This window comes from Methylocapsa polymorpha, assembly GCF_045689225.1.
GTDB lineage: Bacteria > Pseudomonadota > Alphaproteobacteria > Rhizobiales > Beijerinckiaceae > Methylocapsa > Methylocapsa polymorpha.
Genome location: NZ_CP136862.1, coordinates 327,551 through 339,831, shown reverse-complemented (window position 1 = coordinate 339,831; position 12,281 = coordinate 327,551). Strand labels below are relative to the sequence as shown.

Below are 12,281 nucleotides of genomic sequence, written 5' to 3'. Positions count from 1 at the left end.
AAGCGATGGTTTCGCGCATCCTCAAGGTTGATCCTTTCGACCTCATCGTGTTCGGCGGCACCGGCGATCTCGCGCATCGCAAGCTGTTTCCGGCGTTGTTTCGGCGGTTCCTCGATGGGCAATTCGCTGCGCCGACGCATATTATCGGCGTTTCGCGCGGCCAGATGAGCAGCGCCGAATATCGCGCCACGATCGCGCAGGCGCTTCAGCAATTCTCGGGCGAAGCCGCGAGCGCTGAAACTCTCAAGACCTTTCTCGACATGATCGACTATGTCTCCCTCGACGTCGGCGCGGAGGACGGCTGGTCGGTTCTCGAAAAGCATCTCAGCGGCGATCCCTCGCGCGTGCGCGCCTTCTACCTCGCGACGGCCCCCGATCGTTTCGGCGTGATCGCCAAGCAGCTCGCGGCGCATGGGCTTGTCACGCCGGCCTCCCGCATCATCGTCGAAAAGCCGATAGGCAGGGACAGCGCGTCGGCCGCGCGCATCAATGACGCGATCGGCGCGGTTTTTTCCGAGGGGCAGATTTTCCGCATCGATCATTATCTCGGCAAGGAGACGGTGCAAAATCTCATGGCGCTGCGGTTCGCCAACGCCTTATTCGAGCCGCTGTGGAACTCCGCCCATATCGACCATGTCGAAATCACCGTCGCCGAATCGATCGGGGTCGAGGGCCGCGCCGCTTATTATGACGCCGCCGGCGCGCTGCGCGACATGGTGCAGAACCACCTGCTGCAGCTCTTGTGCCTCATCGCGATGGAGCCTCCGAATTCCATGCAGGCGGATTCGGTGCGGGACGAAAAACTGAAGGTGCTGAAATCGCTCGCCCCCATCGATGCGAGCAATGCCGCGACATCGACCGTGCGCGGCCAATATCATGCCGGCGCCAGCAATGGCGGCGCGGTGCCGAGCTATACGCAAGACGTCGGCAATGAGAAAAGCGCCACGGAGACTTTCGTCGCGCTGAAGGTCAGCGTCGCGAATTGGCGCTGGGCGGGCGCGCCTTTCTACCTGCGCACCGGCAAGCGCCTGCCGCAGAGGGTTTCTGAGGTCGTCGTCGTTTTTCGCGCAATCCCGCATTCGATCTTCAATGTCGAGTCCGGCAGGATCTCGAAGACGCGGCTTGTCATCCGGCTGCAGCCCGATGAAGGCATCAAGCTCTGGCTCATGCTGAAGGAGCCGGGCGCCGGAGGCATGCGCCTGCGCTATGTGCCGCTCGACATGAATTTCGCCGAGGCGTTCCAGATTTACGCGCCCGAGGCCTATGAGCGGTTGCTGATGGACGTCATACGCGGCAACGCGACCTTGTTCATGCGCCGCGATGAGGTGGAGGCGGCTTGGCGCTGGATCGATCCGATTCGCGAGGCCTGGAGCCAATTGAACGAGCCGCCTCGCCCCTATTTCGCCGGCACTTGGGGACCCGCCGCAGCTATTGCCCTCGTCGAGCGCGACGGAAGAAGCTGGAACGAGGAAATCATATGAGCAAGGGCCGTTGAAACGCGCCGCCCCGCTTCGGGCGGCCTTGGCTTTCGCCCAGGCCGTCGAGCGCCATAATCGGCCAATCGCCGAGGGCGGGAGTTTTGCTTTACGCAGCATGGGCCAAGATGCAATTTTTATATGTTGAGTTCGTCTTGAAAGGTCCTGGCGATGCGTTATCGACAAGCCGAGGCTGCTCTGGCGCTGATGCGGCGCGCGCCGGTCATGCCGGTTTTGACGGTCGCGGACGTCGCCGATGCGCTCGAGCAAGCAGCTGCGCTCATCGCCGGCGGCCTTCCCGTGATGGAGGTCACGCTCTCCGGGCGGGTCGCGCTCAAGACCATGGTGGTGCTCGTCAAGGCGTTTCCGGAGGCGATCATCGGCGCCGGAGCGATCATCGAGACTGAACAGATCGACGCGGCTATCGACGCCGGAGCGGCCTTTCTTACAAGTCCCGGCATGACGCCGCGCCTCATCGAGGCGGCGGTGCGTTCGCCGCTCCCTTTTCTGCCCGGAGCGTCGTCGGCGTCCGAAGCCATGGCGCTTCGGGAGCGCGGCTTTCGGGCGCTGAAGTTTTTCCCCGCCGAGGCCGCGGGCGGGGCGAATTATGTGGCTTCTCTCGCCGGCCCCTTGCCCGATCTGATTTTTTGTCCTACCGGCGGCGTCGACATGGACAAAGCGAAGAATTATCTCGCGCTCGACAATGTCGCTTGCGTTGGCGGTTCATGGATGCTCGCGCCGGCGCCGGGCGAGACGCGCGATTTCGCTTGCGTCGAAAAGCTCGCCCGCGAGGCTTTTGGTCTCGCCCGCCGCCATTGAAAGGGTTTGATCTTGGCCAAGAGCAAGGAATTCGCCGTCCGCCAATCGATCATCGACGCCTGCCTCGACATGAATCGCCAAGGCCTCAATCAAGGCGTGGCCGGCAATATTTCGGTGCGCTGGAAGAATGGTCTTCTGATCACGCCTTCCGGCTTGCCTTATGGAGAGATGACTCCCGACGACATTATTTTCATGAACATGGACGGAAGCTACGACCATGACTTGGCCGCATCATCGGAATGGCGGTTCCATCGCGATATTTTGCTCGAGCGGCCCGAGGTCAATGCGGTGGTGCATGCGCATCCGATCTATTGCACGGCCTTCGCGATATGCGGCATGGAGATCCCGGCGGCGCATTACATGATCGCGGTGGCGGGCGGGCCGACGATCCGCTGCGCGCGCTACGCAAGCTATGGCACGCCGGAGCTGTCTGTCGCGGTTCTCGAAGCGCTCGCCGATCGAGCCTGCGCCTTGCTCGCCAATCATGGGATGATCGCGACCGGCCAGGATCTGCGCGAGGCGATGTGGGTCGCGGTCGAGCTAGAGACGCTTTGCAAGCAATATGCGGTGGCGCTGCAGGTCGGAACGCCGCGGCTTCTCGACGATGAGGAGGTCGCGAAGACGGTCGAGAAATTCAAGAATTACGGGCTGCGGCGAAGGCCGCGCGCGGCGTAGGCGGCGCGGACCTATCAGACCAGCGGCTTTGGGTGGGTTTTAGCCAGTCCGCTCCCGGGCCTGCAATTTGGTAAGCGGCCACTCTGTCTATGACGGGGCTTGGCCGAAAGGGCCCGGTCCGTCATCGACAGCGGACCATAGGCGAACAGACGCGCGATTTTGCTTGAACGCGCTCTGCCGGGCGGGATGCGGCCGGCGTCCGGTTCATCCTAACGTCCGGGTCCCTCCATCGGGAGACCCGGATTAGCGAAGCGTCTCCTCGGCCAGAAAAGCGGCTATGTCGCGCGCCACCTCCGCCTGCATTCGCACACGCTCCGCCGCTCCCTCGCTCGGCTTCTCGGGGCCGTCGCCGTCGTCGGCCTTGTCCAGATTGACGGCGGCCTGATCCCTGAGCGCAGCATAGGTCAGCACGCGGTCGATACAGCGCCGCCGCTCGGCGGCAATAGCGGCCTGGATCGCGGCGTCCGCCGCATCTCCGCGCTGTTGTTTTTCCGCCGTCGATTGATCGCTCATGGTTTTGCCCTTTTCCTAGAGCGCTTCCCGATCAGATGAAATCATCTGATCGAAAAGGAATCGCTCAAATTCAAAGAGTTGGAGTATGTTCTTATCGAAAAAGTCGATTAACTTTTTCGGAACATGCTCTAGGTACACGGTGACCTAGCGACCCTGTCCATAAGGAACGCCAAATAAAGGCGCGAAAAATCCGGAGGGCGGGCTTGTCTGGGCCCCGGCGACGCCATACTCGCCGCCCGGGCTAACTCCGGTTACCGTAACCTGCGTATTCTCCAGGCCATTCTCCTTCACCAGCGCATAAAGTATGGCGGCGTTCCTGGGCGAGATGCGCACGCAGCCATGCGAGACCGGCCTGCCAAGATTCTGTACGTCCAAGCTGCCGTGGATGGCATGACCATCCTTCTTAAAGAAAATGGAATGGGGCATGGGGGCGTTGTCCCACTGTTTGCTATACCAAATTTCGTTCATCGAGGTGGCGGTATAGGTTCCTGACGGAGTTGAGTATCCCAGCCGGCCAGTTGACACCGGCCACGCATATTTTCCTACTCCGCCCAAAAAAACCGTCATTGTTTGACTTGTCTTGTCGATGTTGACCAGGACGGCGCCCTTCCTGGCGCCGGCCACATCCGCGTTAATCGCCCTGCGGGATCCGGATCCCGCGTGAGCCGTCGCCGCAAAAGAAACCGACGCCGCGGCCATGGCGGCCAACAAAAATGCAGTTCTCATCGCTTGATTTAAGGGAATCCACATTCGCGCCTCCGAGGCCGGGGAAATGAGCATACGTCAAGTTTGGGAGCGCTTTCGATCGACGGCTTCGCGCACAAGTGGCGGCTGCTTTTTTGCCAGTCGGCGGCGATTTCTAAATCGCCGCGAACGAACCTTCGTTCAGACCGGCATCGGCCTGTTGCACAGCCGCAGGCGCGACGAGCCCCAGCCTTATCGCGATCCAGGCAATGAGGACGCGAGCCGCTCGCCCCGGAATTCGGCCGATGCGTAGTTGTGACCTCCGCCATGCTCGTCTCCCCACACCGCATGGTGAAGCTGCGCGGCTTTTTGTCAATGTCTCAAAGTCCCTGAGTCCGATTTATGCCGAACGTCCGCTTCGGAGCGGCGGCGCCGTTCGGACCGAGAGGCCGGGATGGGCGCTCTGAAGTCGGCGCCCCAACTTCGTGAACGATTGCTTCTGAGAATCGGAACCTAGAGCGCTTCCTGATCAGATGGAATCGTCTGATCGGGAAGGAATCGCTCAGTTTCAAAGAGTTGGAGCATGTTCTAATCGAAAAAGTCGATCAACTTTTTCGGAACATGCTCTAGTCTTGGAACATAGGGGTTGGGTCGAACGCGGCCACTGATTCGCCGGCGGTCGAACGGCGCAGAGCAGCCTTCGCCTGAATGCTCGATCGGGCTTCGGGGCTTGGCGGCGTCGCGGTTGGCCAAAGGAGCGCCCCCGGGGCTTTATGCGCTAGACAGGGCGGCCGAAGTCGTTGTCTTAGTTATGTAAAACTGGAGCGGGCGAAGGGAATCGAACCCTCGTATGCAGCTTGGGAAGCTGCCGTTCTACCATTGAACTACGCCCGCCTGCGCGGCCATGCGCCGCCGTGAACTCAAAACGCCACGCGCGGAGAGAAAGCTTAGCTTGCCGCGCCGCGCATTTCAACGGGTCCGTTACGCGGCGAAAAATAGGCGCCCCACTCAATTCAGCACGCAGGTCTTGACCCACCAGGCCGGATGCGCGCGCAGAATCGCTTTTTTCGCCCGAGCGGCGGTGCGGCAATCCTTGAAAAGCGCAAAACATGTCGCTCCCGAGCCCGACATGCGGGCGAGGCGGCAGCCGGGCGCGGCGGACAGAATGGCCAGCACATCGCCTATGATGGGGGCGAGCCGACAGGCCGCGGCCTCCATGTCATTGCGCCCCTTGCGCAGGGCCGCGATCAAGCCTTCGGCCGGCATCACAGCGGAAACGGTTGGATGCGCGCCAAATCCTGTCTCGGCGCCTGGCGCTATGTTCATCGTCGCGAAGACGCTTTTGGTTTCGAGCGGCTCGCCCGGATTGACGATCAGTCCGATCAGCGGCGGAAAGGCGAGCAGGGGGCCGAGATCCTCGCCGACGCCCCGCATCATCCGCGCGCGCCTCGCGAGGCATACCGGAACGTCGGCCCCGGTTTCTCGCGCGGCCTCGCTCAGGCCCATGTCCATGAGCGAAATGCCGTTGGCGCGGGCGAGGAGGCGAAGAGCCGCCGCGGCGTCAGACGATCCGCCGCCGATTCCGGCCGCCACCGGCAAGCGCTTGACGAGATGGAAGGCGCCGAGCTTCGCGTCGGCGTAATGCTTGGCGAAATTGCGCGCCGCGCGCAGGACGAGATTATCGTCGAGAGCGCCGGAGGCGGGCGCCGTAGGACCTTCGATCGACAGGGCCAAGGGCTCCCCTGCGACCAGGGAGAGAGCGTCGCCGCTGCGCGAAAAAGCGACCAGGCTTTCGAGCATGTGCCAGCCATCGGCGCGGCGGCCGAGAACATGCAAGGTCAGATTGATTTTCGCGGGGGCGCGTTCGGTGAGGACGTGAGGCAAGGCGGGACGCTGCAAAAGTCCGTTTGAAAATGCGGCGACAAAGTCTCCGCGGCAGTCCGAGCGCGTCGCGCGGGCTTATGAAAATGCTGCAAGCCTTCGCATTACAGCATTTGTTAGACCGATTTGGCGTCTTTCGCTGGAATATGCGTCAACCGCCGTTGCGTTTCGGATCAGCCTCGGCGGCGGCCGGATTTTCCTCTTCGTCAAGGCCCTGGTCGATCTTGCGGAGGATCTTGACCTTGTCCTCCGGCTCGGGATCGAGATCGCGCGCATGGTTCCATTGAAAATGCGCTTCGAGCTTGCGCCCAACCCGCCAATAGGCGTCGCCAAGATGATCGTTGATCACCGGATCGGACGCCTTGAGGTCGATCGCGCGTTCGAGCTCCTTCACCGCTTCGTCGTAGCGGCCGAGCTTGTAATTGGCCCAGCCGAGACTATCGACGATATAGCCATCGGTCGGGTGCAACTCGACGGCCCGATGCAGCATGGCGAAGGCTTCGTCGAGGTTGAGGCCTTTATCGACCCAGCTATAGCCGAGATAATTCAGGACCAGCGGCTGATCAGGAAACAATTTGAGCGCCTCTTTGAAGTCAGCCTCGGCCTGCGGCCATTTCTTCTCGCGCTCGTAGGAAATCCCACGGAAATAATAGAGCGGCCAATTTGGCTTCTCGGACTTTGACGGCTGGCTCAAGGCGCGCGAATAGGTCTCGATCGCCTCGGCATATTGCTTATGCGCGCGCTGAAGATTGCCGAGCGCCGATAGGGCGTCTTCATCCTTCGGATGCTCATCGACGATGCGCTTCAAGTAATTGGCGGCCTCTTCGGGCCGGCCCAATGTTTCGAGGATCAGTCCGGTTTGAATATCCGCGGTCGTGCGCAAAGGGTCGTTCTCGCGCACCAAGGCATAGACGTCGATCGCCTGCTCGTTCTGCTTGATGCGCTCGTAAATATCGCCCAGCGTGATGACGGCGAGACCATTTTGCGGCGCGAGGTAAAGCGAGAGACGCAGATAGATCATCGCGGCGAGCTCGTCGCCTTGCCGGCCGCCGGCCGCGCCGAGGCCATAGAGCACCTCAGCCGCCCCCTGCTCGGGGTCCTTGACGAGAGGATCGAGCGCCTTGCCGGCCTTCAAGTCCGCCTGCGCCGCGGCGATGATCGGATGATTGGGGAGGATCTGGTCGAAGGCTTCGTAGGCCTTAATCGCCTCGTCGCGACGGCCGCTGCGGGCGAGGAAGCGGGCATAGGCGTCGACGAGACGCAAAGTATTCTTGTCGGCCTCATAGGCCGCCTTCATCCGCCTTGTCGCTTCGGCCGTGTTATTGGCGATCATGGCGATGAGGCCGGCGTGATAGTCGCGGAACACCGCGAAATTCTCGTCGCGGAGCCGGTCGACGAGCTCGATGGCGCGGCGTGAATTGCCCTCGCCTTCATAGCTCCAGGCGGTGAGCAGGGTGGCGGTAATGTCGCGCTGCTGTCCAGCGCCGCCTTTGGCGAAATGCGCCCGCGCGGCGGCGAATTTCTTCGCCTTGATCGCTTCGACGCCGAGGGCGAGATGAGCGAGGCTGTTGTCAGGTTCGCGGGCGATCAGCCGATTGGCCAATCCGAAGGCTTCCGGCATGTTGCCGTTCGAGACGGCGGCGACGAAAGCGCGCTCGATCAGGCGCGGATTGCGCGGATCGAACCGCAGCGCCTCGCGAAAAAAGGTCGCCGCCGCCATCGTGTCGCGCTCGGCGCCCGCCACGAGAGCCGCGAGATAATTTCCGGCAGGGCTTTCCCCGACCTCGAAGGGCGCGGCTATGGCCAAATTCTCTCGCGCCCGCGCTTGCGCCCCCGTGAGCGCTGCAGGAAGAAGCAAGGCGGCGAGACCGGACAAGGCTAATCCGCGCAAGCGGGGGCGGCGCCGACCGCGATCCTTACTGGAGAACTTGGACTCGAGCGACATGCGACCGCTTTCTGTGCGAGAGCCGATTTTCCCCTTCGCCAGGGGGGCGTCAATTGCGTGATTTCTTAAGGCCCCAAGATGGCCGTTTTGCGTCGATCGGGCAAGTCATCGATCAGGCAAGTTTTGGAAGCTCACGCCAGGAGCCTGGGACTCGATGCGAGGCTTGGACGCCGCCGACATTGTCGAATTTGAGCTTCGAGGGCGGTTGCAGCTTTAGGGAAAGCCCCCATGCGCGAAGACGTCCGTCAACTCTGGCCTGGGTGTAGCTTATAAAAAATATGATGCCCGATCACGTCCATTTTTTCAAGTCTCCTGGCCCATCGCGGGCGGACGTAATTGGCGTGGTAATGGGTCGCGCCGCCGACATCGGAAACATAGGTTTTGCCGGCGGTGACCTCCTCGGCGATCCTGACTGCGGTGCGCCACGACTCGGGATCGGTGACGCGCAGCGATTTGCCCTCGCAGGCGAAGGAGAACTGGCAGGCGTTGTAGTGTTGCCGATTTTGATAGACGACGCCGCAAATCGTCGGCGGATAAAGGCCGCTCGAGACTCGGTTCAGGACCACTTGCGCGACGGCCGCTTGCCCTTCCTCGGGTTCGCTGCGGGCCTCGAAATAAATGGCCTCAGCTAGGCAGCGTCTTTCTCGCTCGGCTTTGTCCTGATCGATGAGAGCGGCGAAATTGGGCCGCGACCCCCCCTGTGGAACAAGGCTGACGCCGGGCGTCCGCGGGACGCCCGCCACGGCCGCGACCTCGATCGGCGTCGAATCCGCCGGGGATGGCGTCGTCGATCCGAGCGCGATCGCGCGGCGAACCGCGGGCGTCGCGCCTTGCAAAAGCCGTTCGTTGATCGCCGCCGGCCGCATCGTCATGGTCGCGCCGTCCTGTCGCGGCGAGGCGCTGGCGCTGGAATGGGCGGTCGTCGGGCTTTCGCCATCCGGCCAGGGCTCGAAGGCGGCGACGCTGTCAGGGTCCCCCGCTTCGTCGTCCAGGATTGCAAAGCTGCCGGTCGGCAGGGCTTCGTCATGGGTGAAGATCAGATCATGCGCGCGCAAATTGGCGAGGCCGCCGGAATGCCGCAATCGCGTATCGAAAGTCGGCCGCAGGCCGACGAATGGATCGCCTTTGCGGCTGCGGTCCAGGCTCGGAAATCTCTGCGCATTGCGCTTCAGATCCGCGCGCGGCTCAATCTCGTCAGGCAGGCGCTTGAATTCGTCGGCGTCGCCGAGCGTCAGGCTGGCCTCTCGCAAAATCTGCCGCGCGTCGCCCGCGAGCCGGCCGAAATCGCCGCTTGGCGCGCTGGCCTGTGCGGGAACCAGCACCGACGGCGCCGTCGCGGCGCGCAAGGACAAGGGCGCAAGGGAGGCGCCGATCGACGCTTCCTGGCCGGCGTCCGCGGTGATCGACACGGCAAGCGCAATGCCTAGCCACCATGGCGCGACCGCGCTCATCGCCCAACCGATCCGCGAACCACCCATACCCGTCTCACGCTCATCCGCGGGGCCGCGAACGCCTTGGCCTGAAACCGCGGAAGCAATCGCTCGCTCTTGTTATTGTCGCGTAAGCTTGAGAACAGATTACCAGGGACGCCTTCTTGCGCGTCCCACAATGGGGCAGGCCGAACGACGCAGGTCGTCGCAGCGGACGGCGACGTGAGGCGAATATGATTCGCCCCGAAGCCGCGCTTTTCCCGCCTTCAATATGCGCGGTTGACGCAGAAATCGACCACGTCGCTCAAGGCGAATTTCCACGGCGAAGGAGGAAACAGCTCCAAGGCGTCGCGCGCCATGGCGCCGTAATGGCGGGCGCGCTCGATCGTATCCTCGAGCGCGCGATGCTTGTGCATCATCGCGATGGCGGCTTCGAGGTCGCCCTCGGCGATTTCGCCATTCTCCAAGGTGCGCCGCCAGAACTCGCGCTGCTTTTGCGTTCCGCGCCGGAACGAGAGAACGACGGGAAGGGTGATCTTGCCTTCGCGGAAATCATCGCCGACATTCTTGCCGAGCTTGGCCGAGGTGCCGCCATAGTCGAGCGCATCGTCGATGAGCTGAAAAGCGATCCCGAGATTGAGGCCATATCCGCGGCAGGCGGCGGCCTCGGGCTTGGGCCTCTGCCCGAGGAGCGCTCCGACCTCGGACGCGGCGCCGAACAGGGCGGCCGTCTTGGCGCGAATCACGGCGAGGTAATCATCCTCGCTCGTCTCTGTATCCTTGGCGGCGGAGAGCTGCATGACCTCGCCCTCGGCGATGACCGCGGCGGCGGTGGAAAGGACGTCGAGGCAGGGAAGCGAGCCGACCTCCACCATCATCTTGAAGGCCTGGCCGAGAAGGAAATCGCCGACGAGCACGCTCGCCTCATTCCCCCACAGCATCCTCGCGGCGAGCTTGCCCCGGCGCATGTCGCTCTCGTCCACGACGTCATCATGGAGGAGGGTCGCGGTGTGCATGAACTCCACGGAGGCCGCGAGCTTGATATGGCCCGCGCCCGCATAGCCGCAAAGTCCCGCGGTCGCCAAGGTCAGCATCGGCCGCAGGCGCTTGCCGCCCGACGATATGAGATGATTGGCGACTTCGGGTATCATCGACACGTCGGACGCGGCGCGCGACAGAATCGTCTGGTTGACGCGCTCCATGTCCGCGGCCACGAGGGCGAGAAGCCCTTCGATGCCTGGCTCCTGCGTCTTTTCTTCTAAAGGGATGACAACGCCCAAGATGGAAATCTCCGAATACCGGCGCGCCCTTATTAGGGCCCTGCTTCGCGCTTCGCAACTCACGGATGCGATCCGGCGGTTCCGCTGGGCGTTTCAGTTCTCCGGCGAGGCGGCGGAGCCGGCTTCCGGAGGCGGTTTGATCGAACTTCTTCGCACCAACGACCTTGTGCTGATTTCTCGGATCGAAGCAATCCTCTTCGAGACCGGAATCGCCATCTTTGTCGCCGACCAGCATATGAGCGCGGTGGAAGGGTCGCTGGGCTTCCTGCCGCGCCGCGTGCTGGTCGACGCCGACGATGCGATCAGCGCGCGCGCCGCCCTCACCGAGGCGGGGCTCGCCGAGGAACTGGGCGATGGCTGAGAGTCGAGACGACGGCGCGCCCGCAGGCGCGGATGCGTTTCTCGGCGGTCGGCTCATGCTTCGTCAGAATGCGGGCGGCCATCGCGCCGGAACCGACGCCCTGCTTCTCGCCGCGGCGGCGCGATTGACTTTTCTGGTCTCGCCCTCGACGTCGGCGGGGGTCGGCGCGGCGGGACTAGCCCTCGCCGTCGCGCGTCCCCATGCGAGGATCGGCCTTGTCGAGATTGATCCCGGCGCGGCGGCCCTGGCGCGCGACAATATAGCCCTCAATGGGCTTTCGGATCGCGGCATGGTCTTTGAGGCCGATGTATTATCGCCACGGAGCCGGCGCGGCGCGGGTTTGCTCGATGAGGGCGCGGGCCTCGTCATCACCAACCCGCCCTTTGCCGATCCAAGCCGGGCGCGGCTCTCCCCCGATCCGGCCAAACGCCGCGCGCACGCCATGCAGATGGGAGGAACGGCGGCCCTCGTCGCCTGGCTCGCGGCCTCGTTGGCTCTGGTCGAGCCCGGCGGATCATTCATTCTGATCCATCGGCCTGACGCTTTGCCAGCCATTTTCGAAGGTTTGGCCGGACGCGCCGGCGCGATCACAATTCTTCCGATTCATCCCCGCGCGGAAACAGCGGCGATCCGCATTCTCGTGCGCGCCAGGAAAGGAAGCCGCGCCCCGGTTTCCATAGCGTCGGGGCTCGTTCTCCATGATGAGCGAGGGTTCACCAATGCCGCTGAGGCCATCCATCGCGGCGCGGCGACGATCAATTGGTGACTAGGCGGAGCGTCCTTTCGATGGAAACTGCTTATAGATGTTCCCGCCACAGGGCCGCGGCCTTAGCGGTGATAATGATGATGATAATAGCGGTGATGGGAATGATAGTGACGATGGACATGGCCGTAATGCGCTGTTTCGGGCCGCGCTTCCACGCCGATGGCGTCCCGCGCCGCTTGCCCCGCCGCGAGGCCGGTGGCCGGCGCCGCTTGGCCTAGGCTCGCAAAGCCAAGGGTGGAGGCCAAGATCGCTCCGGCGACGAGTCCGAGTTTTGCTTGTATGCGCATTTCTTCCTCCATTGACGTTTACGAGATCGACGGACGCAAGGATCGCAAGGCGTCATTTGCCCGGGATCGTTGCGGAGCAGGCTCGCGATATAAATCGGTTGATCAGTCAAATAGAGCGCTGCAAAGTTTTCCCTGCAGCGCTCTAGGATGCATCGTCGCCGTCAG

General features: G+C 62.9%; 12 protein-coding genes and 1 tRNA gene. 5 read left to right on the top strand and 8 right to left on the bottom strand.

Annotation, left to right across the window (positions count from 1 at the left end):
* Positions 1–5: 5 nt before the first annotated feature.
* The 3 genes from zwf (at position 6) to RZS28_RS01735 (ending at position 2,969) form a co-directional block, all read left to right on the top strand.
* Positions 6–1,481, top strand: a complete 1,476-nt coding sequence (gene zwf / locus RZS28_RS01745) for a glucose-6-phosphate dehydrogenase (RefSeq protein WP_407339503.1) — start codon at positions 6–8, stop codon at positions 1,479–1,481.
* 165 nt (positions 1,482–1,646) lie between these two features.
* Positions 1,647–2,294 carry a bifunctional 4-hydroxy-2-oxoglutarate aldolase/2-dehydro-3-deoxy-phosphogluconate aldolase gene (eda, locus tag RZS28_RS01740; protein WP_407339502.1) on the top strand — a complete coding sequence of 216 codons (648 nt, stop codon included), beginning with the start codon at positions 1,647–1,649 and terminating at the stop codon, positions 2,292–2,294.
* A 69-nt stretch (positions 2,295–2,363) separates the two neighbouring features.
* Positions 2,364–2,969 (top strand): class II aldolase/adducin family protein, encoded by a 606-nt coding sequence (locus tag RZS28_RS01735; RefSeq protein WP_407341013.1) that lies wholly within the window; start codon positions 2,364–2,366, stop codon positions 2,967–2,969.
* A gap of 243 nt (positions 2,970–3,212) precedes the next feature.
* Here RZS28_RS01735 and RZS28_RS01730 read toward each other — a convergent pair whose 3' ends face one another.
* The 7 genes from RZS28_RS01730 to RZS28_RS01700 all read right to left on the bottom strand — a co-directional run bounded on the left by RZS28_RS01730 (position 3,213) and on the right by RZS28_RS01700 (position 10,702).
* Positions 3,213–3,482, bottom strand: coding sequence for a hypothetical protein (locus tag RZS28_RS01730; protein WP_407339501.1), 270 nt, complete (start codon positions 3,480–3,482; stop codon positions 3,213–3,215).
* 144 nt (positions 3,483–3,626) lie between these two features.
* Positions 3,627–4,232 (bottom strand): L,D-transpeptidase, encoded by a 606-nt coding sequence (locus tag RZS28_RS01725; RefSeq protein ID WP_407339500.1) that lies wholly within the window; start codon positions 4,230–4,232, stop codon positions 3,627–3,629.
* A 754-nt stretch (positions 4,233–4,986) separates the two neighbouring features.
* Positions 4,987–5,060 (bottom strand) — tRNA-Gly (locus RZS28_RS01720).
* Positions 5,061–5,174: 114 nt separating this feature from the next.
* The gene (locus tag RZS28_RS01715; protein ID WP_407339499.1) at positions 5,175–6,050 is read right to left on the bottom strand and encodes a 4-(cytidine 5'-diphospho)-2-C-methyl-D-erythritol kinase; all 876 of its coding nucleotides are present in this window, start codon (positions 6,048–6,050) and stop codon (positions 5,175–5,177) included.
* A 148-nt stretch (positions 6,051–6,198) separates the two neighbouring features.
* Complete coding sequence (locus RZS28_RS01710; RefSeq protein WP_407339498.1) at positions 6,199–7,992, bottom strand: tetratricopeptide repeat protein; 1,794 nt, start codon at positions 7,990–7,992, stop codon at positions 6,199–6,201.
* 245 nt (positions 7,993–8,237) lie between these two features.
* Positions 8,238–9,443: a cell wall hydrolase gene (locus tag RZS28_RS01705; RefSeq protein ID WP_407339497.1), complete on the bottom strand. Its 1,206-nt coding sequence runs from the start codon at positions 9,441–9,443 to the stop codon at positions 8,238–8,240.
* A 245-nt stretch (positions 9,444–9,688) separates the two neighbouring features.
* Positions 9,689–10,702 (bottom strand): polyprenyl synthetase family protein, encoded by a 1,014-nt coding sequence (locus tag RZS28_RS01700; protein ID WP_407339496.1) that lies wholly within the window; start codon positions 10,700–10,702, stop codon positions 9,689–9,691.
* 1 nt (position 10,703) lies between these two features.
* Between RZS28_RS01700 and RZS28_RS01695 the strand changes: the two genes are divergently transcribed.
* Entirely contained in the window at positions 10,704–11,063 is a 360-nt protein-coding gene (locus RZS28_RS01695) for a DUF2007 domain-containing protein (protein WP_407339495.1), read from the top strand.
* The gene (locus tag RZS28_RS01690; protein WP_407339494.1) at positions 11,056–11,829 is read left to right on the top strand and encodes a tRNA1(Val) (adenine(37)-N6)-methyltransferase; all 774 of its coding nucleotides are present in this window, start codon (positions 11,056–11,058) and stop codon (positions 11,827–11,829) included. The genes RZS28_RS01695 and RZS28_RS01690 overlap by 8 nt, the downstream gene beginning before the upstream one ends.
* A gap of 62 nt (positions 11,830–11,891) precedes the next feature.
* On the opposite strand, the gene RZS28_RS01685 is transcribed toward RZS28_RS01690, so the two are convergent.
* Positions 11,892–12,116, bottom strand: coding sequence for a hypothetical protein (locus tag RZS28_RS01685; RefSeq protein WP_407339493.1), 225 nt, complete (start codon positions 12,114–12,116; stop codon positions 11,892–11,894).
* Between the last annotated feature and the right edge of the window lie 165 nt (positions 12,117–12,281).

Bases quoted from the DNA above. Each gene is read 5' to 3' on its own strand.
- zwf (WP_407339503.1), top strand. From the start codon at position 6: ATGGTTTCGCGCATCCTCAAGGTTGATCCTTTCGACCTCATCGTGTTC.
- eda (WP_407339502.1), top strand. From the start codon at position 1,647: ATGCGTTATCGACAAGCCGAGGCTGCTCTGGCGCTGATGCGGCGCGCG.
- RZS28_RS01735 (WP_407341013.1), top strand. From the start codon at position 2,364: ATGAATCGCCAAGGCCTCAATCAAGGCGTGGCCGGCAATATTTCGGTG.
- RZS28_RS01730 (WP_407339501.1), bottom strand. From the start codon at position 3,482: ATGAGCGATCAATCGACGGCGGAAAAACAACAGCGCGGAGATGCGGCG.
- RZS28_RS01725 (WP_407339500.1), bottom strand. From the start codon at position 4,232: ATGTGGATTCCCTTAAATCAAGCGATGAGAACTGCATTTTTGTTGGCC.
- RZS28_RS01710 (WP_407339498.1), bottom strand. From the start codon at position 7,992: ATGTCGCTCGAGTCCAAGTTCTCCAGTAAGGATCGCGGTCGGCGCCGC.
- RZS28_RS01705 (WP_407339497.1), bottom strand. From the start codon at position 9,443: ATGAGCGCGGTCGCGCCATGGTGGCTAGGCATTGCGCTTGCCGTGTCG.
- RZS28_RS01695 (WP_407339495.1), top strand. From the start codon at position 10,704: ATGGAAATCTCCGAATACCGGCGCGCCCTTATTAGGGCCCTGCTTCGC.
- RZS28_RS01690 (WP_407339494.1), top strand. From the start codon at position 11,056: ATGGCTGAGAGTCGAGACGACGGCGCGCCCGCAGGCGCGGATGCGTTT.
- RZS28_RS01685 (WP_407339493.1), bottom strand. From the start codon at position 12,116: ATGCGCATACAAGCAAAACTCGGACTCGTCGCCGGAGCGATCTTGGCC.